This is a genomic window from Rhodococcus sp. RDE2 (genome assembly GCF_020885655.1).
Classification (GTDB): domain Bacteria; phylum Actinomycetota; class Actinomycetes; order Mycobacteriales; family Mycobacteriaceae; genus Rhodococcus; species Rhodococcus pyridinivorans.
This window is the reverse complement of record NZ_AP025186.1, coordinates 1,141,734-1,165,243: the sequence shown is the minus strand read 5'-3', so window position 1 is coordinate 1,165,243 and position 23,510 is coordinate 1,141,734. Positions and strand designations below refer to the sequence as shown.

General features: G+C 69.4%; 18 protein-coding genes. 6 read left to right on the top strand and 12 right to left on the bottom strand.

Features of this window, described 5'->3' with window-relative positions:
• Window positions 1-28: 28 nt before the first annotated feature.
• Both LPH33_RS05630 and LPH33_RS05625 read right to left on the bottom strand, forming a co-directional pair.
• Window positions 29-1,822 (bottom strand): ABC-F family ATP-binding cassette domain-containing protein, encoded by a 1,794-nt coding sequence (locus LPH33_RS05630; RefSeq protein WP_160873883.1) that lies wholly within the window; start codon window positions 1,820-1,822, stop codon window positions 29-31.
• A gap of 43 nt (window positions 1,823-1,865) precedes the next feature.
• Window positions 1,866-2,801 (bottom strand): 4-(cytidine 5'-diphospho)-2-C-methyl-D-erythritol kinase, encoded by a 936-nt coding sequence (locus LPH33_RS05625; protein ID WP_229567398.1) that lies wholly within the window; start codon window positions 2,799-2,801, stop codon window positions 1,866-1,868.
• Window positions 2,802-2,891: 90 nt separating this feature from the next.
• Here LPH33_RS05625 and LPH33_RS05620 point away from each other — a divergent pair, with 90 nt between their 5' ends.
• Window positions 2,892-3,158, top strand: a complete 267-nt coding sequence (locus LPH33_RS05620; protein WP_088899079.1) for a hypothetical protein — start codon at window positions 2,892-2,894, stop codon at window positions 3,156-3,158.
• Between the two features lie 66 nt (window positions 3,159-3,224).
• Here the strand turns inward: LPH33_RS05620 and LPH33_RS05615 are convergent, their stop codons facing one another.
• The 7 genes from LPH33_RS05615 to LPH33_RS05585 form a co-directional block, all read right to left on the bottom strand.
• Window positions 3,225-3,431: a cold-shock protein gene (locus LPH33_RS05615; RefSeq protein ID WP_026061436.1), complete on the bottom strand. Its 207-nt coding sequence runs from the start codon at window positions 3,429-3,431 to the stop codon at window positions 3,225-3,227.
• Window positions 3,432-3,657: 226 nt separating this feature from the next.
• Complete coding sequence (gene rsmA / locus LPH33_RS05610; protein ID WP_016693584.1) at window positions 3,658-4,566, bottom strand: 16S rRNA (adenine(1518)-N(6)/adenine(1519)-N(6))-dimethyltransferase RsmA; 909 nt, start codon at window positions 4,564-4,566, stop codon at window positions 3,658-3,660.
• A 53-nt stretch (window positions 4,567-4,619) separates the two neighbouring features.
• Window positions 4,620-5,747 carry a resuscitation-promoting factor gene (locus tag LPH33_RS05605; RefSeq protein ID WP_160873882.1) on the bottom strand — a complete coding sequence of 376 codons (1,128 nt, stop codon included), beginning with the start codon at window positions 5,745-5,747 and terminating at the stop codon, window positions 4,620-4,622.
• A 391-nt stretch (window positions 5,748-6,138) separates the two neighbouring features.
• Entirely contained in the window at window positions 6,139-7,818 is a 1,680-nt protein-coding gene (locus tag LPH33_RS05600) for a sulfatase-like hydrolase/transferase (RefSeq protein WP_229567397.1), read from the bottom strand.
• Window positions 7,819-7,959: 141 nt separating this feature from the next.
• Window positions 7,960-8,388: a DoxX family protein gene (locus LPH33_RS05595; RefSeq protein WP_229567395.1), complete on the bottom strand. Its 429-nt coding sequence runs from the start codon at window positions 8,386-8,388 to the stop codon at window positions 7,960-7,962.
• Window positions 8,389-8,467: 79 nt separating this feature from the next.
• Window positions 8,468-9,544, bottom strand: a complete 1,077-nt coding sequence (locus LPH33_RS05590; RefSeq protein WP_229567394.1) for a maleylacetate reductase — start codon at window positions 9,542-9,544, stop codon at window positions 8,468-8,470.
• 40 nt (window positions 9,545-9,584) lie between these two features.
• Window positions 9,585-10,415, bottom strand: coding sequence for a TatD family hydrolase (locus tag LPH33_RS05585; protein WP_160873879.1), 831 nt, complete (start codon window positions 10,413-10,415; stop codon window positions 9,585-9,587).
• Between the two features lie 22 nt (window positions 10,416-10,437).
• On the opposite strand from LPH33_RS05585, the gene metG reads away from it, so the two are divergent.
• The 5 genes from metG to LPH33_RS05560 all read left to right on the top strand — a co-directional run bounded on the left by metG (window position 10,438) and on the right by LPH33_RS05560 (window position 16,789).
• Window positions 10,438-12,018, top strand: a complete 1,581-nt coding sequence (gene metG / locus LPH33_RS05580; RefSeq protein WP_229567392.1) for a methionine--tRNA ligase — start codon at window positions 10,438-10,440, stop codon at window positions 12,016-12,018.
• A gap of 88 nt (window positions 12,019-12,106) precedes the next feature.
• Window positions 12,107-13,246 carry a DUF2786 domain-containing protein gene (locus LPH33_RS05575; RefSeq protein ID WP_016693591.1) on the top strand — a complete coding sequence of 380 codons (1,140 nt, stop codon included), beginning with the start codon at window positions 12,107-12,109 and terminating at the stop codon, window positions 13,244-13,246.
• Window positions 13,247-13,379: 133 nt separating this feature from the next.
• Window positions 13,380-14,585: an NAD(P)/FAD-dependent oxidoreductase gene (locus tag LPH33_RS05570; RefSeq protein ID WP_229567391.1), complete on the top strand. Its 1,206-nt coding sequence runs from the start codon at window positions 13,380-13,382 to the stop codon at window positions 14,583-14,585.
• Window positions 14,582-15,463 (top strand): RNA polymerase sigma-70 factor, encoded by an 882-nt coding sequence (locus LPH33_RS05565; protein WP_145691654.1) that lies wholly within the window; start codon window positions 14,582-14,584, stop codon window positions 15,461-15,463. Before LPH33_RS05570 ends, LPH33_RS05565 begins: the two co-directional genes overlap by 4 nt.
• Window positions 15,464-15,475: 12 nt before the next feature.
• Window positions 15,476-16,789 carry an aminodeoxychorismate synthase component I gene (locus LPH33_RS05560; protein WP_229567389.1) on the top strand — a complete coding sequence of 438 codons (1,314 nt, stop codon included), beginning with the start codon at window positions 15,476-15,478 and terminating at the stop codon, window positions 16,787-16,789.
• On the opposite strand, the gene LPH33_RS05555 is transcribed toward LPH33_RS05560, so the two are convergent.
• The 3 genes from LPH33_RS05555 to rsmI all read right to left on the bottom strand — a co-directional run bounded on the left by LPH33_RS05555 (window position 16,753) and on the right by rsmI (window position 23,495).
• Window positions 16,753-20,727: a WD40 repeat domain-containing protein gene (locus LPH33_RS05555; RefSeq protein WP_229567388.1), complete on the bottom strand. Its 3,975-nt coding sequence runs from the start codon at window positions 20,725-20,727 to the stop codon at window positions 16,753-16,755. The genes LPH33_RS05560 and LPH33_RS05555 overlap by 37 nt on opposite strands.
• A gap of 287 nt (window positions 20,728-21,014) precedes the next feature.
• On the bottom strand, window positions 21,015-22,418 hold the full coding sequence (locus LPH33_RS05550; RefSeq protein WP_088899238.1) for an alanine/glycine:cation symporter family protein: 1,404 nt from the start codon (window positions 22,416-22,418) through the stop codon (window positions 21,015-21,017).
• 189 nt (window positions 22,419-22,607) lie between these two features.
• The gene (rsmI, locus tag LPH33_RS05545; protein WP_145691657.1) at window positions 22,608-23,495 is read right to left on the bottom strand and encodes a 16S rRNA (cytidine(1402)-2'-O)-methyltransferase; all 888 of its coding nucleotides are present in this window, start codon (window positions 23,493-23,495) and stop codon (window positions 22,608-22,610) included.
• Window positions 23,496-23,510 lie beyond the last annotated feature (15 nt).

Sequence of the window (23,510 nt, the reverse complement as noted above, 5' to 3'; positions counted from 1 at the left end):
CCTCGAGCCGACTCGAGGTCAAGAGGATTCAGTCGAGATCTTCGGCGAGCTCCATCCACTGCTCCTCGGCCGCTTCCTTCTCCGCGACCACCTCGCGCAACTGCGCGTCGAGCTTCTGCAGCCGGTCGGGATCGGTCGCCGCCTCCGCGAGGTCGTGGTGCAGCTTCTCCTCCTTCTCGGTCAGCTTCGCGACGAGACGCTCGAGGCGTGACAGTTCCTTGCGCGCGGCACGTTCGGCGGCACCGTCGCGCTTCTTCGGCTGCTCCGCGGCGTCGCCGGTCTTCGAGACGGTCGACGCCACCGACGGCACGTCGCCGTCGCCCATGGCCGCGCGCCGGCGCAGGTACTCCTCGATACCACCGGGAAGGTTCGTGAGCCGGCCGTCACCGAACAGGGCCCATGTCGAATCACAGATGCGTTCGACGAGATACCGGTCGTGGCTGATGACCACGAGGGTTCCGGCCCAGCCGTCGAGCAGGTCCTCGAGCTGCTGGAGGGTGTCGATGTCGAGGTCGTTGGTGGGCTCGTCGAGGAGCAGCACGTTCGGTTCGGCCATGAGCACGCGCGTGAGCTGCAGGCGGCGACGCTCACCACCGGACAGGTCGCCGACCGGGGTGCGCTGCCGGGCCGGGGTGAAGCCCAGGCGTTCGGCGAGCTGACCGGCGGAGATCTCCTTGTCGCCCAGCGTGATCCGCTCGGCCACCTCCTTGACGGCCTCGAGCACCCGCATGTCGGTGGGCAGATCGTCGAGTTCCTGACGCAGCCAGCCGATCTCGACGGTCTGACCCTGGATGCGACGTCCCTGCGCCGGTTCGAGTTCGCCCGCGAGCGTGCGCAGCAGGGTCGTCTTGCCCGAGCCGTTGACGCCGACGAGACCGATCCGCTCACCCGGGCCGAGACGCCAGGTGAGGTCGCGGACCAGTTCGCGGCCCTCCGGAGTGGTGAGCGTGGCGTCCTCGAGTTCGATGACGACGCGGCCCAGGCGACGCTTGGCGAACGACGCCAGCGCCACCGAGTCGCGCGGCGGCGGCACGTTCGCGATCAGCGCTTCGGCGGCCTCGATGCGGTACTTCGGCTTGGACGTGCGGGCCGGGGCACCGCGACGCAGCCACGCGAGTTCCTTGCGCGCGAGATTGCGGCGGCGCTCCTCCATCGCGTCGGCCTGGCGGGCACGCTCGGCGCGCGCGAAGATCCAGTCGTTGTAGCCGCCCTCGTAGCTCTCGACCTGCCCGTTCACGACCTCCCAGGTGCGGGTCGCGACGGTGTCGAGGAACCAGCGGTCGTGGGTGACGACGACGAGCGCGCTGCGCCGCGACAGCAGGTGCTCGGCGAGCCACTGCACGCCTTCGACGTCGAGGTGGTTGGTGGGCTCGTCGAGGACGAGCAGGTCGAGATCCTGCACGAGGGCTGCGGCGAGGGCGACCCGGCGACGCTCGCCGCCGGACAGGCCGTCGACGACCGCGTCGAGGCCGAGATTGTCGATGCCGATGCCGGTGAGCACCGAGCGGATGCGTGCGTCGCCCGCCCACTCGTGCTCGGCCACGCCGAGCGGCCCGAGGACGACCTCGCCGACGGTCGAGCCCTCCTGCAGACCGCCGCGCTGAGTCACGACGGCCATGCGCAGACCGTTCACGCGGCTCACCCGGCCCGAATCGGGCTCCTCGATGCCGGCGAGCACCTCGAGCATCGTCGTCTTGCCGCCGCCGTTGAGGCCGACGACACCGATCCGCTCCCCCTCGTTCACGCCGAGGGACACCGAGTCGAGCAACGGCTTGATGCCGAACGACTTCGAGACCTGTTCGAGGTTGATCAGATTCGCCACGTGGAGCAACGCCTTCCGAGGATTGCGGGGATGTACTACAGGATCAGGGGTGTGCGGGATCGGCGTCGCCGACGACACGGGCGCCGGGCACCGGACCGGAGGCGACCCGCACCGTACGGCACACACCGGCACCGGCGAGTTCGGCACTCACGGTGACCGCGGCGTGCTGGTCCTCGACGAGGAACGCGCAGGTGGGGCCCGAACCGGAGACGATGCCCGCCAGAGCACCGGCCTCGACACCCGCGCGGAGCGTGCGTCGCAGCATGGGGTCGAGCGACAGGGCCGCGGCCTGCAGGTCGTTGCCGAGCAGGGGCGCGAGCTGGTGGGCGTCGCCGGAGCCGAGCGCGGAGAGCACGGCATCGGCGCTGCCGACGCGCCGAGGTTCCCCCTCGGCGCGCAACCGGTCGAGTTCGCGGAAGACGACCGGTGTGGACAGGCCGCCCTTCGCGAGGGCCAGCACCCAGTGGAAGGTGCCGCGGGTGAGGACGGGGACGAGGCGCTCGCCCCGTCCGATTCCGATCGCCGTTCCGCCGTGGAGGCAGAACGGCACGTCGCTGCCGAGGCGGGCGGCGAGATCCGCGAGGTCCTCCCGGGGTGCCCCGATCCCCCACAGCGCGTCGAGCGCGACCAGCGTCGCGGCCGCGTCGGCACTGCCACCGGCCATTCCGCCGGCGACGGGGATGCCCTTGTCGATCGTGATCGCCACGTCGGGGGTGCGCGCGGCCCGCTCCGCCATCATCTCGGCGGCGCGCCACGCCAGGTTCGTCGAATCGGTGGGCACCACCTCGGCGCCCGTGCCGCGCACCGTCACGCTCAGGGTGTCGGCGGGGACCACCGACACCTCGTCGTACAGGGACAAGGCCTGGAAGACGGTGTGCAGGTCGTGGTAGCCGTCGGGACGGAGGTCGCCCACCGCGAGATGCAGGTTGACCTTGGACGGGACCCGCACTGTCACGGGGGTCGGCACGACGGAAAGCACGAGTACAGAGCTTACTCGGGATACGGATGCTTCCCGACCGCCGCGGCCACGCTCTACGATCGGGCGACTCGTGAACACTCTGGAGGAAATGTGACTCGATCCGTACGCAATGCGGTCGCCGTCTGCGTCGTCGCTGCGGCGGCCACGCTGGGAACCGCCGGCGTCGCCTCGGCCGAACCGGCCCCGCCGCGCGTCTGCTCGCTCGGCGACCTGGTCCTGCGCTCGCTGAATCTCGTGGACTGCGTCAATCCGCCCACCGGCTCCGCCGGAGTGGCCACCGGTTCGGCCGACTCCGCGGGGTCGTCGACCGGCTCGTCCGGCGTGGGCATCACCGGTTACGGCGCACTGATCGGCTGACCGGACACAACGAATCCGGGCCGGCACCCTTTGAGGTGCCGGCCCGGATTCGGAGAGTTATCGGTATCAGCCGATGACGGTGACGCCGGTGGCCTGCGGGCCCTTCTGGCCCTGGCCGATCTCGAAGCTCACGCGCTGGTTCTCCTCGAGGGTGCGGAAGCCGCGGCCCTGGATCTCGGAGAAGTGCACGAAGACGTCAGCGGAGCCGTCCGAGGGAGCGATGAAGCCGAAGCCCTTTTCGCCGTTGAACCACTTCACAGTACCTTCAGCCATGTTGCTGTCCTTCACTTGCAGGCAGAACGGATATAGACGTTCTGTCTCGTCGGGAGTCGGTTTCGGCTCCCGGGTCTGTCACTACACGGCTGAAACGATTCCATCGTGGCTATCGCCTCCGCTCGCAACCAGAAATGTGCGAGGGGTAAACCACGAACACACTACCTAACGACCGAGGACAACTTAACCACACATCGCAACGGACCACCAGGAAGAGTGACCGGGATCACTCCACCCCCGCGAGCCGCACGAAGGCTGCGGCGTCGAGCTTCTCCCCGCGGGTCGACGGCTCGATACCGGCCGCCAGCAGGCGCCTCTCGGCTTCTGCCGGCGAGCCCGCCCATCCACTCAGCGCTGCGCGCAACGTCTTTCGGCGTTGGGCGAAGGCCGCGTCGACGACGGCGAAGACACGGGCGCGCGTCTGCGCGTCGGTGGGCCACGGCGGCTCTGCGTAACGGTCGATGCGCACGAGGCCCGATTCCACCTGGGGAACGGGCCAGAAGACCGCACGCCCCACGGCGCCGGCCCTGCGGACGTCGCCGAAGAACCGCGCCTTCACGCTGGGCACGCCGTAGATCTTGCCGCCCGGTTCGGCCGCGAGCCGGTCGGCGACCTCGGCCTGCACCATCACGAGAGCAGTTCGCAGAGTAGGGAATTCGGAGAACAGGTGCAGCAGCACCGGCACCGCGACGTTGTAGGGCAGGTTCGCAACGAGCGCGGTGGGCGTGACGGGAAGGTCCTTCGGCAGCACCTTCATCGCGTCCATGTGCACGACGTCGAACCGATCGGCGAGCTGCGGGGCCCGCTCCTGCACGGTCGTGGGAATACGCTGCGCGAGAACGGGATCGAGCTCGACCGCGACCACGCGGTCGACGACGTCGAGCAGGGCGAGGGTGAGCGAGCCCAGGCCGGGCCCGACCTCGAGCACGACATCCTCGGGGCCGACCCCGGCGACGTTGACGATGCGGCGCACCGTGTTCGCGTCGTGCACGAAGTTCTGGCCGAGCTGCTTCGTCGGGCGCACCCCGAACTCCTCCGCGAGTGCGCGGACCTCGGCGGGTCCGAGCAGCGCGGCGAGGCCGCGCGGAGAAGCCGGGGTGGCCCTCGGAGTGGTTTCGGGATCGTCTGCTGACACGTGGTGAACCTAGCGCACTCGGAAGCAGGTCACACCGTGCACACCCGAGCCGGTCAGCGCAGACCGAGCTTGCTGGTGCAGGCCGGCCATGCGCCCCAGCCCTGGGCCGCCTGGACCTTCTCCGCGACGGCGATCTGCTGCTCGCGCGTCGCGAGATCGGCGCGCGGCGCGTACTGGGTGCCGCCGAAGCCGGCCCACGTCTGCTGCGTGAACTGCAGGCCGCCGTAGAAGCCGTTGCCGGTGTTGATGGCCCAGTTGCCGGTCGCCTCGCACTGGGCGATGGAGTCCCAGGTCGACGCGCGGCCCGAGGCCGGCACGGCGGGCTTCGGCTTGGTGCCGACGCGGACCACGACGGGCCGCGGCTCGGCGAGGACCTTCGAGGCGGTCTCGGTGCGTCCGACCTCGACACCGTTGACGATGTGGACGTCGAAGGTCACCGACCGCTCGCCCGGAGCACCCGGGTCGTTCACAGCGGTCTCGCCCTCGAGCATGTTCGGATCGTCCACGCGGTTCTCCGGCGGGGCGATCGGCAGGTTCTCGGTCCGCGACTCGGTCCGGTCGCGGGTGACCACGACCTCCATGCCCTCCTCGAGCTCCGCGTCGAGGGCAGGGGTGACGCTGTCGGCCTGCTCGAGCCTGGTGCCCTGGGACTCCAGGAACTCGGCGACCGTCGGCGCTGCGACGCGTACCTCGGCGGCGGGCGCGCCGTTGTCGGCGAAGCGCACGGTCTTGGGGTTGACGACCTCGAGATCGGCGCCGTCGAGCGGAAGACGGTGCGAACGCGAAGCGGAGACGTAGGCGTCGTCGGAGAGGCGGAACTGGTCGAGTGCCTCGTCGACGGTCAGCGCGGTGGTCCACACCGAGCGCTCCTCACCGTCGACGGTCAGACGCAGTTCGCGAGCCTGTCGCAGGACGATGGTGTCGCCGTCGGAGACGGACGAGTCCACGGCCGGAGCCACGACGTCGTTCTCGTCGACGGTGTAGCCGGCAGCGGCCAGGATGTCGCCGACGTTGGAGTTCATCGTGCCGAAGGCACGCTGCTCACCGTCGACGTCGAGGACGACGTCCTTGTGCTGAACCACAGCAGTGGCACCACCGGCACCGAGGGTGACGAAGACGGCGGCGACCACCGAGTAGAACACCGGCGACTTGACGCGATTGATCTTGGTGAAAGGTGACACGATTATTTCCAGACGGACGACAACTGTGATCACAGCACGGTAACGAGACGGCATTGTTATCGCAACTTCATCGCCTCTAGCTGCACAGATGATGATTTCTGTCAGATCACGACGCACGTCACAGATATCGGATCGGTATTACCTCGATCATTTCCGAGTGTCCGAAATTGCCATTTTCGATCGATACTCGGAAAAAGAAATTCCTCTCGATTCGGGCACCGCGGACACGGGCTCGGTGAGGTGACCGAACATCCCGCGCATCTGTGCTCTGCCCCATACGGGGGCGTTCGAGGTGCCGATGCCCACACCCTCCGACGGAGCGGCCGGCTTCGCGGGCACAGCGGTTTCCGGACCGCTCACCGATGGTCGCGGCTGCCGGTGATCGGGTTCGTCAGCGTCCGGCCGATCCGCTGGGGATCGGGAGATCGGCGGATCCGCTCGGTACGGGGAACCGAGGAATCGGCACGGCCGGGGTGGTGGCCGTGCGGGCCATCACGTCCATCAGGACGGCGTGCATGGTCGCGACCTGCACCGGGTCGAAGTTCGCGAGGTCGAGCGGGTTCGCGCGGTTGCGCGTCTCGAGCGGATCGTCGTGCAGGTCGTAGAGTTCGAACTGCGGCAGCGCGCGTCCCGACGGGTCGAAGTACATCGCGTACTTCCACCTGTCCTGCCGGACGGCGCGAATGTGGTTGGGCTGCTTCACCGTCGTCTGCCCGTTGGCCGCGGCGGCGTTCTCGTCGTCGAAGGTGAACAGGACGGTGTCCTGCACCTGTGGCGGCGTGCCACCGGACGACGCACCTTCGATGACGGGCGTGAGGTCGACGCCCTTGAACGTCCACGCCGAACGGTCGGGCACGGCGGCCATCGTCGCGAGGGTGGGCATGACGTCGATCAGCGACGCGAGCGCGTCGGTGGAGACCGGCCTCGGGAACATCACCGGATTACTCACCACGAGAGGGACATTGAGTGTCTCTTCGTAGGCATTGAAGGCCTTCTGGCGGAGTCCGCCGTGCGACAGGCCCATCTCGCCGTGGTCGGCCACCCGGAAGACGACGGTGCGTTCGCGCATGCCCGAAACCGATTCCAGCGCATCGAGAACGGTTCCGATGTGCTGGTCGACGACCTTGTGCATGTAGGCGTACAGATTGACGTACTGCCGTGCCGCCTCGGGACCGACGAGCGGACCGAGCGCCCCGGCGAGCAGCAGGAGCAGCTCGGCCTGGGCGGTGGGCTTGAAGTTGCGGAGCAGGTCCTCGTCGATGGTGGGCGGCAGGTCGATTCCCTGCTCGAAGGCCTCGGGTGCGAAGGCCCCGTAGTTGTTGCAGTCGCCGTCGACCTGATCCCAGGTCTTCGGGTACGAAAGGATGTCGTGGGGGTTGGCGAACGACACGATGAGCGCGAACGGCCTGTCGTCGGTGGCGCTGCGCGACCGCAGGAACTCGGCGGCATCGGAGGCGATCTTGCCGTCGCGGTCGGCGCAGCCACCACCGAAGTTCTCGGGTGCGGTGTCCTGCCCGGCCTCCGGTGGCTCCCACCCTGCGAAGCCGTACCGCGCGATGTCGTCGGGCGACGGGTCACCGCCGTCGGCCCCCTTGCTCATGTGCCATTTGCCGCGGTAGTGGACGTCGTATCCGGCGGAGAGCAGCATCTTCGCCATGTTCTGGCCGTCCACCGGCAGCACAGGTTCGGTGGGCGAGAGCGTGCCGCCCTCGGTGAGGGTGCTCACCACCCCGTGCTGGGCGGGATAGAGCCCGGTGAAGAACGTGCTGCGACTGGGCGAGCACATCGCGGCGTTGCAGAACGACCGTGTGAAGGTCAGCCCGGTGTCGGCCAGGCGCTGCCGGTTGGGCAGATTGTTGCGCGCCCAGTCGGCCGGCCAGTGCATCGGCTGACGCTCCTGGTCGGTCATGATGATGAGGATGTTGGGACGCTGCGGCGTCCGGGGCTGTGCCGCAGACGTTCCGGCGCCCACGAGGCCGGCAGCGAGGAGCGCGCCCGCGCCCACGAGGAAGGTCCGTCGATTGACATTCCACGTGGTGTCGCGACGCGGAACAGCTTGCTGCACGGCCATATCGATCCTGTCGGAGAGATCCGTGAACGCATATGTCGTGCAGGAGAATAACAAGACATATGCGAAAAGCGCGCGTCATCGGACGGAAAAGGCGCTGCGGACGATCGGGAGAAATCGTCCACAGCGCCTCGGACCCGCAGGTCAGGCCGTGCGCAGAAGCGGAACCTTCCGCGCGAGGAATCGATCGACGCCGAACGCTCCCGCACCGACCGCCGCGAGCAGGAGAGCTCCTGCGCCGAGTGCGGCGACGAGCTCGAAACCGCCGTCGCCGACGTAGATTCCGTTCTCCACGTGCACGATGAAGAACGCGCCGAGCATGAGCAGGAACAGCAGGACGCCGAAGACGGGGACAAGCACACCGAGGATGAGCGCGAGACCGCCGAGGATCTCGATCCAGGTGGCGACGAACGCCGAGACGGCCGGGGCGGGCACGCCCATTCCTTCGAAGCCGGCCTTGGTGCCTTCGTATCCCCACGAGTCGAACTTCTGCAGTCCGTGCGCGAGGAAGATGACGCCGAGTACGAGTCGGGCGACGAGGATGCCGAGGTCGCGGACGAGAGGGGTCTTCATGTCGAGCCTTTCGGGTCGGAGGCCGGAGAGCCCCACTTAGTTGAAGCGACAACTAAGATAGCAACCCGTAGTTGTAGCTTCAACCAGCCGTCGGAGCCGGTTCCGGTCGGGTACCGGCGAATGCCTCCCCCAGCAACCGCCGCACGCCCACCTCCGTGACCTCCCGGGGATTCGGATACGGCTTCGCCGTCACCAGTCGTGCCGCCTCGTCCAGGTCGGATTGCCGCAACCCCAGTTCCTCGAGACTCGTCGGCCCACCGGCCGCCGCCACGAGGTCGTAGACGCCCGCGGATGCCGAATCCGTGCCGAGCGCCTGCGCGACCCGCGCCATGACGTGCGGTACCGACGGTTCGTTGTAGGCGAGCGCGTGGGGCAGCACGACGGTGTGCGTGGCAGCGTGCGGCAGGTCGAACGAGCCGCCCAGCACGTGACAGAGCTTGTGGTGCAGCCCCATTCCCGCCGAGGCGAGACAGGTTCCGGAGAGCCACGCCGCGAGCAACAGATCCGAACGCCCCTCGGGATCGGCCGAATCCGCACCGAGCGCCGGGATACCCCGGGCGATCGCGGCCACGGCCTCGAGCGCGAGGGCGTCGACGATCGGATTGGCCTGTTCGGAGTAGAGGGCCTCGACCGCGTGGGCCATCGCGTTGATCGCGCTGGTCACCGCCAACGGAATGGGCATCGAGGTGGTGAACTCGACGTCGTAGATCACGGTCTCGGGAAGGATGTCGGGCGACGAACGTGTGGTCTTCACCCCGTCGGCGGTCTCCCCGAGAACGGGCGTCACCTCCGACCCGGCGTAGGTCGTCGGCAGGATCACCTGATCGATCCCCGTGCGGCGGGCCAGTGCCTTGGCCAGTCCGGTGGTCGAGCCGCCACCGACCGCGACGACCGCATCGACGTCGTGCTCGGTGACCCGGCCGAGCACCCGTTCGGTCACCTCGACCGGCGTGTGCATGACCGCGCCGTCGAAACGCGCGACCTGCAGATCACCGAGATACTTCTCGACCAGCTCCGCCTGGTGCCGCACGTGCTCGCCGGCGAGCAGCAGGACGCGGGAACGACCGAGTCGACGTACTTCGTCCGCGACCCGCGAGGCGGTACCGGGGCCGAAGATCACACGTACCGGATGAGAGTTGTAGACGAAGGAGCGCATGCCCGTATTCTCACGACGGGAGTGGGGACGCGCGTGCCCTTTACGAAAGTCCGTACACCCGCTCGGCGTTCGCGGTGGTGGCCGCGGCCAGTTCGTCGGCGTCCTCGCCCCGTACCTCGGCGAGCGCGCGCACGGTGTACGGCAGGCAGTACGACTCGTTCGGCGCGCCCCGGAAGGGATGCGGGGTCAGGAACGGCGCGTCGGTCTCCACCAGCACCAGCTCACGGGGCACGAGCGGCGCCGCTTCGCGCAGGGCCTTCGCGTTCTTGAAACTCACGGTGCCCGAGAAGCTCAGCAGGTATCCGGCGTCGACGCAGCGGCGGGCCATGTCGGCATCCGACGAGAAGCAGTGGAAGATCACCTTCTCGGGTGCGCCCTCGTCGTGCAGGACACGCAGCAGGTCGGCGTCGGCCTCGCGGTTGTGGATCATCAGCGGCTTGCCGAGTCGCTTCGCGAGGTCGATGTGCCAGCGGAAGCCCTCTTCCTGCTCGGCCGGTTCGGCGCACCCGTCGAGCTTGCCGGGCCAGTAGAGGTCGAGGCCGGTCTCCCCCACCGCGACGCAACGCGGGTCGGCGGCGAGCTTCTCGATCTCGGCGCGGGTGGCGTCGTCGAGACTGTTCGCGCGGGTGGGATGAATGGCGACGGCCGCGTGGACGCGGTCGTCCCAGTGCGCGGCCCGCACGGCGAAACGCGCCGCCTCGAGATCGTCGGCGACGGTGACGATGCGTCCGACCCCCACCGCGGCGGCACGATCGACGATCGCGGAGGTCGTCGCGGCATCCTCGGCACCGCACGCGTCGAGGTGCGTGTGGGCGTCGACGAGGGGGCTCAACGGCTGCGGGGCTTCGGGGGCGGGACGGGCTGCGCTCACGCCCTATAAACTACTGGCCACCATGACTGCGCCTGATTCCTCCCGCCCGGCTGCCGGCGAGACCACCCGCCCGCCGTTCTACGTCACGACCGCGATCGCGTACCCGAACGGCGCCCCGCACATCGGGCACGCCTACGAGTACATCTCGACCGATGCGATCGCGCGGTTCAAGCGTCTCGACGGCTTCGACGTGCGCTTCCTGACCGGCACCGACGAGCACGGTCTGAAGATGCAGCAGACCGCCGCGAAGGAAGGGATCCCGGTCACCGAACTCGCGTCCCGCAACTCGGACGTGTTCGAGGCCATGGACAAGCGGCTGAACATCTCGTACGACCGGTTCATCCGCACCACGGACGCCGATCACCTCGAGGCGAGCAAGGCGATCTGGCAGCGCATGGTCGACTCGGGCGACATCTACCTCGACACCTACGCGGGGTGGTACTCGGTCCGCGACGAGGCGTTCTACACCGACGGCGAGACCACGCTGCTCGAGGACGGCTCGCGGATCTCCACCGACACCGGCACTCCCGTGGAGTGGACCGAGGAGTCCACCTACTTCTTCCGGCTGTCGGCCTATCAGGACAAGCTGCTCGAGCTCTACGAGAAGCAGCCCGACTTCATCGCCCCGGCCACCCGTCGCAACGAGATCGTCAGCTTCGTCTCCGGCGGCCTGAAGGACCTGTCGATCTCCCGCACCACCTTCGACTGGGGTGTGCCGGTCCCCGATCACCCCGATCACGTCATGTACGTGTGGGTCGACGCGCTGACCAACTACCTCACCGGCGCCGGTTTCCCCGACACCGGGTCGGAGTCCTACCGCCGCTACTGGCCCGCCGACCTGCACATCATCGGCAAGGACATCACGCGGTTCCACACCGTCTACTGGCCGGCCTTCCTCATGTCGGCGGGGCTCGAACTGCCGAAGCGGGTCTTCGTCCACGGCTTCCTGTTCAACAAGGGCGAGAAGATGTCGAAGTCGGTCGGCAACGTCGTCGACCCGCTCGAGATGGTCGACCGGTACGGCCTCGACCAGCTGCGCTTCTTCCTGCTCCGCGAGATCTCCTACGGCCAGGACGGCAGCTACAGCCACGAGGCGATCGTCACCCGCATCAACGCCGATCTCGCCAACGACCTCGGCAACCTCGCGCAGCGCTCCCTGACGATGGTCGCGAAGAATCTCGAGGGCACCGTGCCCACGCCGGGCGAGTTCACCGCCGACGACGAGGCGATGCTCGCCCAGGCCGACGCGCTGCTCGCGAAGGTGCGCGCCGAGTTCGACGCCCAGGCCCTGCACCTCGGTCTCGAAGCGATCTGGCACGTGCTCGGCGAGACCAACCGCTACTTCTCGGCGCAGCAGCCGTGGGTGCTGCGCAAGACCGATCCCGAGCGGATGGCGACGGTCCTGTACGTCACGCTCGAGGTCGTGCGGATCGTGGGTCTGCTCGTCCAGCCGGTGATGCCCGATGCTGCCGCGAACATCCTCGATCTCCTCGGTCAGGCACCCGAGGCACGGCAGTTCGACGCCGTCGCGACCCGCCTGGCTCCGGGCACCGCCCTGCCCGCCCCGGCACCGGTGTTCCCGCGCTACGTCGACGAGGACTGAGCGTCCGGTCCGGCGACGGAGAGCCTTTCACCTGCGTGTTCTCCGTCGCCGCGCAAACCTGTCGGTGCCGTGCGCCACACTGCGGCGCATGCGCAGTGATAGAACACATGTTCGATCCGGTGGTCTGAACGAGCACTCCCTGCTCGCCGAGCTGGGCGGTGCCTACGAGCGGGGATGGCAGCCCGCCGACGTGCTCCACGTGACGGCCCGCTCGGGTGGTCCCTCCGATGTCGCACTGACGGCGGCCACGATGCTGTTCGACGCGCAGATCCGGCGCGCGGCCGAACGCGCCCCCGTCGAGTGGGTGCGGCAACTCGACGAGATCGCCCGCCGGCATCCGCGTCCCGCCCACGCAGCCGGGGCACCGACCCTGGCCGACGGTCTGTTCCGCGCGTGCCCCGACGTCACCCGCTTCGAGATCGAAGGGCTCGCCTTCACCTGGAAGTACCTGCCGTCCTTCGCGATCCTCACACCCCCGCCGTCGCGGTGGCCGTCCGTCCGGTCCGGCGACCCGTCCGTGCCCACCCCGCCCGACACCCGGATCCTCGAACGCATCCGGGCACTGTTGTCGAAGGCCGAGTCCACCGACTTCCCCGACGAGGCCGAAGCGCTCACCGCGAAGGCGCAGGAACTCGTCTCGCGCCATGCGGTGGGTGCGGCGCTGCTGGCCGGGCCCGACTCCGGCACCGACCCGGTCGTCGGCCGGCGCATCCACCTCGACAGCCCGTACATCCGCGAGAAGGTCCTGCTCCTCACCGCCATCGGCGACGCGAACCGCGTGCGCACGGTGTGGTTCACCCGGGTGCAGATCGCGACGATCGTCGGCACCGCCACCGACCTGCAGCAGGCCGAGATGCTGTACACCTCGCTGCTCGTGCAGGCCGGGCGGGCCGTGCAGGCGGCCGGAACTGCGGGGCGGCGCGGGTCGTCCGCGACCTCCTTCCGCCGCGCCTTCCTCACCGGCTACGCGCACCGGATCGGCGAACGTCTCCGCGAGGCGGATGTCCGGGCCACCGCCCACGCCGCCGCCGACGCGCAGATGCCCATCACGAAACTCGCGCCCATCCTCGCCAGGCGGTCCGATGCCGTCGACACCGAGTTCCGGCGGCTGTTCCCCGTCACCCGCGACTCGCGTAGTCGCGGCGTCGACGCCGACGGCTTCCACGCCGGTCGCGATGCGGCCGAGACCGCCTCGCTGACACCGGAATCCCGCACGGTCGGTCGCTGACCGGATCGATCGTCGACGAGCCCGACAGCAGGAGACGGGCATCACAGGAATTCGCGGCGGCGCCGTGTCACATCCCCGCGACGAGCGGTGTCCTATCGGTGACACCACTTCCGACAGCGAAGGGAACAGAGCGATGACGACGCAATTCCATGTGGTGGTCGTAGGGGCGGGATACGCCGGCGTGATGGCCGCGAACCGTCTGCTCGCCGAACACCCTGAGGTGGCGGTCACCGTCGTGAACCCGCGACCGGTCTTCGTCGAACGCGTCCGGCTCCACCAGGTGGCGGCCGGATCCGGAACCGCCACACACGAACTGTCCGATCTCTTGCACCCGCGGGCGACGCTGCACGTCGGTTCGGCCGTACGGATCGAACCGCACGCGGTGTCCCTCGCCGACGGGACGGTCCTGCCGTGCGACGCGGTGATCTACGCCGTCGGCAGCACCTCGGGCTCCGGTGCGATCCCCGGTGCGGAGAAGGCGTTCTCCGTCGCCGACCTCGACTCCGCCACGGCCCTGCACGACGCTCTCCTCGAGGCGGACGATCACGCCTCCGTCGTCGTGATCGGCGGCGGGCTCACGGGCCTCGAGACCGTCACCGAACTCGCACAGTCGCATCCGCGGCACACCCTCGTCCTCGTCGGCGATCCGGGAGCGGCCCTTCCTGCGAACACGCAGCGTTACATCCGCCACCGGCTCGACGAACTGGACGTTCAGGTCCGGTCGGGAACGCGGGTCGCCCGCATCGACGACGGCTCGGTCGTCCTCGACGACGGCTCCGAGATCCCCGCGACCCTCGTGGTCCGCACGGCCGGTTTCTCCGTGCCCGATCTGGCCCGTCGCAGCGGCCTGCCGGTCGACGACGACGGTCGTCTCCGGGTGCGCGACACCCTGCAGGCGGTCGACGGCACGCCGATCGTCGGCGTGGGCGACAGCATGCCGATCGTCGGCGTGGGCGACAGCATGCCGATCGTCGGCGTGGGCGACGCCGTGGTGGTGGACGGCAACGACCACCTGCGCATGAGCTGCCAGGCCGCGATGCCGCTCGGCACCCACGGCGCCGACACGGTGTGGCAACTGCTGCAGGGACGCGAGCCGGCACCGCTCTCCCTCGGTTTCGTCACGACCTGCATCTCTCTCGGCCGCGATCGCGGCGTCGTGCAGTTGTCGGCACGCGACGACACCCCGTCGAGGTGGGCCGTGCGCGGTCGGCTCGCAGCACCGGTGAAGGAAGCCGTCGTTCGTGGGACCATCCACTCCATGCGACTCCAGGCGCGCGGACGTGCCCTGCCGACCCGACGCGGACCGGACACCGCCGCACGGGAGAAGGCGCGCGTATGACCGGCGACGACGTCTTCACCGAGCATCGTGGGTTGCTGTTCTCGATCGCCTACGAGATCACCGGCAGTGTCGCCGACAGCGAGGACGTCCTGCAGGAGAGCTACATCCGCTGGGCCCGCACCGACATCGGCAGCGTCGACAATCCGCGGGCCTACGCGGCGCAGATCGTGACGCGTCAGGCGTTGAATTCGCTGCGTTCGGCGCAACGCCGCCGGGAGGACTATGTCGGGCCGTGGTTGCCCGAGCCGATCCTCACCGCTCCCGACGCAGCCGCCGAGGTCGAACTCGCCGAGTCGGTGTCGACCGCGATGCTGCTGGTGCTCGAGACGTTGACGCCCGTCGAACGCGCGGTCTTCGTGATGCGCGAGGTGTTCGGTTTCGAGTACGGGCGCATCGCCGAGACGGTCGACCGCACCGAGAGCGCCGTCCGGCAGATCGCGCACCGCGCCCGCGAGCACGTCCATGCCCGGCAGCGACGCTTCACTCCCGCGGGCGACGAGACCGACCGGGTGGTCGCGGCGTTCCTCACCGCGGCCACCACCGGCGACCTCGACGGACTGCTGTCACTGTTGGCTCCCGACGTGCGGTACCTCGCCGACGGTGGCGGCAAGGTCAATGCGGCCCGGGTTCCGGTCCTCGGCTCCGCGAAGGTCGCCCGGCTGTTCCTCGGACTGGTCCGGCATCCACTGCCCGACATGACCATCGAGCCGGCCGTGGTGAACTCGATGCCCGGTGTCCTCGTGTACTCGGCGGGTGTCCTCGACATGGTGTTGCACTTCGAGATCGACGACGGCCTGGTCACCGGCGTCTACGTGGTCCGCAATCCCGACAAGCTCGCGCATCTCGGGGCTCGTCCCGATGCCTCCGACCAGGCATGACAAGCTGACGCCATGCGGATGGAACGACTCGGCCGCGGCGGCACCGTCGATCGCGTGCTCGGTGCACTCGCAGAACGCGCCAGGATCCTCGCCGTCCCCGCTCCGGCGGCACTGTCGGGCGAATGGTTCGGGGCGGCGGCCGTGCTTGTCCCCTCTGTGTCCGTCGAATCCGTCCCACCGGAGGGAGTCTTCTCCCTCCCGGCGGACGCTCCCGACGCCGTGGGTGACGATCGGCCGCTCATCGGGGGCGGGCGCATCGGTTATCTCGCGTACCCGGATCGCATCCCGGACCGACCCGCATTGCCCCTCGCCGCGAGCGGGTGGACCGACACCGTCCTGCGTCTCGACGCCGACGGGTGCTGGTGGTACGAGACGCTCGGCACCGCACCCTGCCCCGACGATCTCGCCGCGGCGGTCCTCACCCCACCGTCGAGCGCATCTCCGACCGCTGCCCCACATGCCGACTGGCACATCGACTGGACACCACCCCCGCGCGACGAGCACCGACGCGGCGTCGAACGCTGTCTCGACGCGATCCGCGCCGGCGAGGTGTACCAGGCGTGCGTGTGCACGCGGTTCACCGGTCGGTGGGACGGCGATCCGCTGGCGTTCTTCGCCGACGGGATCTCCCGGACCGCCCCCGCGCGTGCCGCCTACCTGCAGGGATCGTGGGGTGCGGTCGCGTCGTTGTCGCCCGAACTGTTCGTCTCCCTCCACGGCGACACGCTGCGGTCGAGTCCGATCAAGGGCACCCTCCCCCGCTCCGCCGACCCCGCCGCGCTACGGGCGTCGATCAAGGACGTCGCCGAGAACGTGATGATCGTCGATCTCGTCCGCAACGATCTCGGCCGTGTCGCCGAGACCGGTTCGGTGCGGGTCGAGGACCTGCTGACCGTGCGTCCCGCCCCGGGCGTGTGGCATCTGGTGTCCACCGTCGCGGCGGAGCGGCGATCGGGCGTGACGATCGCCGACGTGCTCGACGCGGCGTTCCCGCCCGCATCGGTCACCGGCTGCCCGAAACTCCGCGCCCGGACGCTGCTCACCAGGTGGGAGGGTTCCGCGCGGGGTGTCTACTGCGGCACCGTCGGCATGTCGAGTCCGATCGCCGGCACCGAACTGAACGTCGCGATCCGCACCGTCGAGTTCGGCCACGACGACACCGGCACCGGCGTGTGCGCCCTCGGTGTGGGAGGCGGCATCACCATCGATTCCGATCCCGACGCGGAATGGCAGGAATGCCTCGACAAGGCCGCCAGTATCCTCGCGCTCGGCGACGCTCGGGCAGGCGCTCAGCACACCTCGTCCGGAGGAGCCGGCAACTCGTAGCGGTCGAGTACCTCCTCGAGTCGCACCGAGGTGGAACGGCAGATGCGGGCCACGACCGCGTCGGCGTCGAGCCCCCACGTGCGGAGCAGACCGTCGCCGCCGGCGGCCACGATGGTGCCGTCGGGCGCGAAGGTGACCTGCCATCGTCCCGTTCCCATGTCGGTGACCGGGCCACCGATTTCGTGCATGCCGTCCGGGTCGGCGACGTCCCACAACCGGACGGTGCCGTCGTCGCTGCCGCTGACCGCGTGGGTGCCGTCGGGCGTGATCGAGACGGAGTAGACCGTGCCGGTGTGGCCGCTCAACCGGGTCTCGCGGGCGACGAAGTCACCGGACTCGGTGCGGTCCCAGACCACCACGTCGTGGTCGTCCCCGCCGGTCACCAGCACGTCGCTCGACCCATCGAAGGCCACCGTGTTCACCCCGGTTGCGTGCCCGTCCGAGACGTTCACTCGTGTCGGGGAGCGCGGATCGGTCACGTTCCAGGCGTAGATCTCGCTGTCGGCGCTCGTGACCACGAGACTTCGGCCGTCGGGGCTGATGACGGCACTGCGCACGAGATTCTTCGGCCCCGTCAACGGTTCGCCCCACGGCACCGGTTCGGCGGGATCCGCGATGTCCCACAACTGCACCGAGAGGTCGTCGGCGCCGGTCACAAGGGTCGTGCCGTCGGGTCCGAACGCCAGGGCGGAGGTGAACCTCGTGTCGAGCGGCACCGGCTCGCCGAACGGCTTCGGTGTCGCCGGATCGCGCACGTCCCACAGTTGCACGCTGCCACCGGAGGTCGGTGCCGTGGCCAGGATCGTGCCCGAGGGCGAGAGCGCGCACACGTACGCACCGCCGAGGGGGCGCGGCAACGCGATCCCACCGGCGCGGTTCCAGTCGCCGCCCTGACCGACCCGCCAGAGCGTGACATCCGGTCCGTAGCTGCCGGTCGCCACGAGGGCTCCGGCGCGATCGATCGCCGGCCTGGTCAGCGCACCGTCGGCGACCGCCATCCGGGTCTGCGGCATCGTCCACACCCGGACGTTGGAATCCTGTCCGCCGGTGACGATGGTGGTGCCGGTCGGGCTCACCGCGAGCGTCGGGACACCGCCTCCGTGCCCGGTCAGCGGCGGGCCGATCTCGTCGAGGCTCCGCGTGGAGGGATCGACGTCCCACAGTTTCGCGGTGCCGTCCCAGGACGCGCTCGCCAGTGTGCGGCCGTCGGGGAGGAACGCGATGTTCCAGACACCGCCGGTGTGGGCGTTCGTCGGCACCCCCAGCGGGCGGGCCGCACGCGGATCGGTGGTGTCGAACAGGTGCAGCACACCGTCGTCGCTGCTCGCCGCGAGGATCGTGCCGTCGCCGTTGAAGCTCACCGAATGCGCGACGTCGCCGAAACCGGTGAGCGGCTCACCGAGCGGCACCGGCCGCGACGGCGTGCTCACGTCCCACAGCCGGACGGTGCGGTCGTCGCTGGACGTGGCGAGGATCTGCCCACCGGGACGGAAGGCCACCGTCCGCACACCACCGTCGTGTCCGTCGACCAGGGTGACGGGGAACCGGCCCGATCCGGGATCCGAGGTGTCGACGAGCGCGACGTGCCCGTCGTCGTAGGGCACGGCGAGCACCCGGCCGTTGGGCGAGTACCGCACGTTGTGCACGGCGCCGCCGGCGTAGACCTGCCGGTCGAGCACCACGCGCGGCGCAGCACGATCGGATGCGTCGTAGATCCACACACCGCCGTCACCTGCACCGATCGCGAGGAAACGGCCGTCGGGGCTGAACGAGACGGACGCCATGTACTTCGACGACAACTGCAACGGCTCGCCCACCGCGACCGGTTCGTCGCCGTCGAGTGCCCACAGGCGGACGGTGCCGTCGTCGCTCGCCGAGGCGAGGGTGGACCCGTCGGGTGAGACGACGACGCCGTAGACCGGCCCGGTGTGTCCGCTCAGCGTGTAGGCGAGGGGCACGGCCTGGCTGGCGATGAGTCTCGAGTACGCGACCGGGCTGTCGGGCTGGAGTTCGGCCGCGACGAGCGCCAGATTCGCCGAGACGGTGGGGTCCTCGTCGCGCAGGGAGTCGGACAGCGCGACGATCTGCTGGAACTGCGCGGTGCTCCGTGCCGTCTCGGCTCGTCCCTTCGCGTCCCAGGCCAGTCCGGTCATGACGAACGCGATGATCGTGGACAGCGCCATCGCGGCGATGCCGACGCGCCGGGTCCGTGTCTCGCGGGCGATCTGCCGACGGGAGGCGTCGAGGAAGGCCACGGCCGTGGGGCTGAGCGCGACCGGTCCGCGCCGGTCCTCGGGGGTGCCCGCCGTGGCGAGGTGCGGGTTCTGCTCGGTCACGACGTCCATGCGTCCGCGTTGATAGAGCAGTTCCCGGTTGCGTCCGGAGGCGAGCCAGGTCGATGCGTCGGCCTCGATCTGCTGCCGCAGGGCGGCGCCGGCGCGGTCCTGCTGGATCCAGGACTTGAGGCGGGGCCACGCGTCGATCACCGCGTCGTGGATGAGTTCGACGTAGTCGGCGTCGACGACGAGCACACGTGCCGACACGAAATGGTCGAGGACGCGTTTCGACGCGTCGCGATCCTCGCCGCCCACCGCGAGCAGTTCGTTCAACGACCGGGCGATCTTGACGTCCGTGCCGGTCGTGGTGACGTACACCAGGTGGACGAGCATCGAGCGGGCGCGGGCCCGGTCGGCATCGTCGGCGAGACTCTCCCACGCCCGTTCGGCGCCGGCGGCGACGGATCCGCGGACCCCGCCGGTCGCGCGGTAGGCGGCGACGGTGAGCGTGCCCCCGCTGCGCTTGTCCCACAGCGAGTCGAGCAGGTGGGAGAGCAGGGGAAGCTCGGTGCCACTGATCTCACCGTCGGCCAGACCCGTGAGGTCGTGGAGGATGAGGTCGACGAGGCCGGGCTCTAGGCGGACCCCCACGAGCTTGGCGGGAGCGGTGATGACCTCGACGAGATCGTCGCGGTCGAGGGGCTGGACGGTCTTGGTCCGCCGCTCGAGTGCCCGGGCGAGCACCAGGGTTGCCACCGCCTGGTCGTAGAAGTCCGACCGCATCGTCGCGACGACGAGGGCGGGCGCGTCGCCGTCGGAACAGGTCGACGCCGTCTCGAGCAGAGTGAGGAATGCGGTGCGCAGAGCGACGTCGCTGCACTGGGTGAACAGTTCCTCGATCTGGTCGACGACGATCAACAGCAAGGACGACGACGTGCGCGAGGTCGCGGCGCGCAGGGCCGCATGTACGGCGGTGTGGTCGGCGGGGTCGCCGACGTCGGCCAGTTCGGGGAACGCGTCGACCAGTCGTGCGACCGGGTCGGTGCCGGGGGTGAGGACCACCGGGTGGCAGTCCGGCGCGGAACACAGCTGCGGAATAAGACCGGCCTGTACGAGCGAGGACTTGCCGACGCCGGAGGCGCCGGTCACCACGACCGGGCCCTGCCCGTGGGAGGCGGTCACCACGTCGGCGAGGCTGCGCACGCTCTGGGTGCGCCCGAAGAACAACCGGGCGTCGTTCTGACGGTAGGACGCGAGTCCCTTGTACGGGCGGACCCCGGGCGGCACCGAGGCCGGTGCCGATTCCTTGGTGCGCGGAGCGTTCGCCTGCCCGCGCGCGGCCTTCCACCAGTTCTCCCACTGCTTCAGGGAGTACAGACCGGGGGCCGGCGGTTCGGCGTTGAGTTCCCGCGCCGCGCGGATGAGGACCACGAGCACTGGATGCACCGACTCGAAGTTGGCCGGCATCCGGTTGCCGCTGCGCCAGTCGCTGACCCGCTGGACGGAGACGGTCCGGTCGCTGCCCACTGCCCGGGCGACGATCGCGGCATCCGAGACGACCTTCTTGAGGGCGGGACGACCGGCCGCGGCGAAGAGCATCCGCAACTGGTCGGCGAAGAACTGACGCTGCGCCGAACCAGGCTTTCCGCCGGTGTCTGCCATCCGTTCCGCGCCCCTCGTACTCCCGTTCCCCGCCTGCAAACATCCGCTGCGGAAAAATTCCTCACCACGTCTGAGCAGGGATGATACCGGTTCCGCGCCGGTCGGTATTTTTGGTCCCCGTCGAAGACACGGAAGAGTGGTGACCACGCAAGGTTCGACCTTGCAGCGTGGGGCGGGGGCCTCCACGCCGATAGGGACTGACGAGGGGTAGTTCCGGGTCGGCGTGGAGGCATGCTCCACATACGTTCAGGGCCCCGCATCGCGGGGCCCTTTCCCGTTTCCTCCGGTTACCTGACGGTGTCGGGATCGTCCGTCGCGACGGGGTTGCCCAACAGGTACGGGTCGCGATCGAGATAGGCCTTCGTCTCCCGCGCGATCAGACCCGACAGCACCAGCAGACCGATGAGGTTCGGCAGGGCCATGAGGCCGTTCATCACGTCGGAGAAGTTCCAGACCACCTCGAGCTGGGTGGTGGCACCGATGAACACCACGACCACGAAGATTGCGCGGTAGGGCACCACGCCGCGGCGACCGAAGAGTCGCTCGACGCACCGCTCGCCGTAGTACGACCAGCCGAGGATCGTCGAGAAGGCGAAGAAGACGACCGAGATGGCGACGATCCAGTGACCCCAGTCCCCGCCGAGGCCGTCGGCGAAGCCGGCCGACGTCATGGCGGCACCCTGCTCGCCGGACTCCCAGGCTCCGGTGGTGACGATGACCAGGCCGGTGAAGGTGACGACGATGATCGTGTCGATGAACGTCTGGGTCATCGACACCAGGCCCTGACGGACCGGGTGGGTGGTCTGGGCGGCTGCGGCGGCGATCGCCGCGCTGCCCATGCCCGACTCGTTCGAGAAGATGCCGCGGGCGACGCCGTAGCGCAGAGCGATCATGAAGACCGATCCGATGAAGCCGCCGGTGGCCGCGGTGCCGGTGAAGGCGTCGGTGAAGATGAGCGCGAAGGCCTCGGGGATCTGGGTGAAGTTGACCGCGAGGACGATGATGCCGGCGCCGACGTACAGGAGGATCATGGCGGGCACGAAGCCGGCGGTGACCCTGCCGATGGACTTGATGCCGCCGAGCAGGACCGCCGCGGCGAGCACGGTCATCACGATGCCGCTGAGCCAGGTGGGCACACCGAAGGTGCCGTCGAGCTGGGTGGCGACGGTGTTGGCCTGGGTCATGTTGCCGATGCCGAAGCTGGCGAGCACGGCGAACACCGCGAACAGCAGGCTCAGGACGAGACCGGCCTTGTTGGGGATGGCGCGGGCGAGGTAGTACTGCGGACCACCGCTCTGCTCACCCTTGGCGTCGGTCGTGCGGTACTTCACGCCGAGGAACGCCTCGGAGTACTTGCTGGCCATGCCGACCAGGCCGGTGACCCACATCCAGAACAGCGCGCCGGGCCCGCCGAAGTAGATCGCGGTGCCGACACCGGCGATGTTGCCCACGCCCACCGTCGCGGCGAGCGCGGTGGTCAGTGCCTGGTACTGGGAGATGTCACCTTCGGTGGCTCCGGGATCGTGGCGGGTGATCAGACCCAGCCGCAGTGCGGGCCACAGCTTGCGGAACTGGACGCCCCTCAGCCGAATCGTGAGCACGAGGCCCGTACCCAACAGCAGCGGGATGAGCAGGTACGGGCCCCACACCACCCCTGCCACCTCGACGAGGAAATCGTTCACCGAATCCATCCGCGTCCTCCTGATCGTCCGAAGCCCCCGTCAGCGTCCGACCGGCCGGTGCCGGTGACGTCTGCGCTCGGGACCCGGCAGAGTCTAGGCTCCGGTGGCACGCAGTGTCCTCGGACCCCACGGCGCGTCCGATATGCGTTCTTCTCGATCGGGAGACCGCGTCAGTCGCGACGCGTTTCCAACACCGCGTCAGTCGCGACGCGCTTCCAGCACCGCGTCGTACAGTTCGCGCTTCGAGACCGTCGCTCCGGACGACTTCGACGCGGCCTCGGCGACGACGGCGCAGGCGTCCTTCAGCCGCATCCCGTCCTCGACCTTCCGTTCCACCTCGTCGACGAGGTCGACGGGGTCGGTGGCCACGGCGACCGCCCCTTCGAGCACCACGGTGATCTCACCGCGCGCGCCCTCGACGGCCCACTCGGCGAGTTCGGCGAGCGTGCCGCGGCGCACTTCCTCGTAGGTCTTGGTGAGTTCGCGGCAGACGGCGGCGCGTCGGTCGCCGCCGAGCACGTCGACGGCGTCGGCCAGGCACGCCGCGAGCCGGTGCGGTGCCTCGAAGAACACCACGGCGCGAGGCTCCTGCACGAGCGTTCCGAAATACGCGCGTCGCTGGCCCGGCTTGCGGGGCGGGAACCCGTCGAAACAGAACCGTTCGACGGGCAGGCCCGACAGCGCGAGTGCGGTGGTCACGGCCGACGGACCGGGCAGACAGGTCACCGGCAGACCGGCCTCGACGCACGCCGCGACGAGCCTGTAGCCGGGATCGCTCACCGACGGCATGCCCGCGTCGGTGACGAGCAGGACGGTGCGGCCCTCCTCGATATCGGTGACCAGGCCCGGAAGCCGCGACACCTCGACCTGGTCGTAGAAGCTCACGACCCGGCCGGTGATGGTGACGCCGAGCGCCGCGGCGAGTGCCTTGGTGCGGCGGGTGTCCTCGGCGGCGATCACGTCGGCGGTGCCGAGGGCGTCGCGGAGACGCGCCGAGGCGTCACCGATGTCTCCCATCGGAGTGGCGGCCAGCACGAGCCGGCCCTCTCCCGGATTCGCGCCCTGGACCGGTTTGGCTGCCTGCATACGGCTCAGCCTACG

Coding starts and splice junctions, on each gene's coding strand:
- LPH33_RS05615 (WP_026061436.1), bottom strand. CDS start 3,431: ATGGCTGAAGGTACTGTGAAGTGGTTCAACGGCGAAAAGGGCTTCGGC.
- LPH33_RS05600 (WP_229567397.1), bottom strand. CDS start 7,818: ATGGCCGTGCAGCAAGCTGTTCCGCGTCGCGACACCACGTGGAATGTC.
- LPH33_RS05595 (WP_229567395.1), bottom strand. CDS start 8,388: ATGAAGACCCCTCTCGTCCGCGACCTCGGCATCCTCGTCGCCCGACTC.
- LPH33_RS05590 (WP_229567394.1), bottom strand. CDS start 9,544: ATGCGCTCCTTCGTCTACAACTCTCATCCGGTACGTGTGATCTTCGGC.
- metG (WP_229567392.1), top strand. CDS start 10,438: ATGACTGCGCCTGATTCCTCCCGCCCGGCTGCCGGCGAGACCACCCGC.
- LPH33_RS05575 (WP_016693591.1), top strand. CDS start 12,107: ATGCGCAGTGATAGAACACATGTTCGATCCGGTGGTCTGAACGAGCAC.
- LPH33_RS05570 (WP_229567391.1), top strand. CDS start 13,380: ATGACGACGCAATTCCATGTGGTGGTCGTAGGGGCGGGATACGCCGGC.
- LPH33_RS05565 (WP_145691654.1), top strand. CDS start 14,582: ATGACCGGCGACGACGTCTTCACCGAGCATCGTGGGTTGCTGTTCTCG.
- LPH33_RS05560 (WP_229567389.1), top strand. CDS start 15,476: ATGCGGATGGAACGACTCGGCCGCGGCGGCACCGTCGATCGCGTGCTC.
- LPH33_RS05555 (WP_229567388.1), bottom strand. CDS start 20,727: ATGGCAGACACCGGCGGAAAGCCTGGTTCGGCGCAGCGTCAGTTCTTC.
- LPH33_RS05550 (WP_088899238.1), bottom strand. CDS start 22,418: ATGGATTCGGTGAACGATTTCCTCGTCGAGGTGGCAGGGGTGGTGTGG.
- rsmI (WP_145691657.1), bottom strand. CDS start 23,495: ATGCAGGCAGCCAAACCGGTCCAGGGCGCGAATCCGGGAGAGGGCCGG.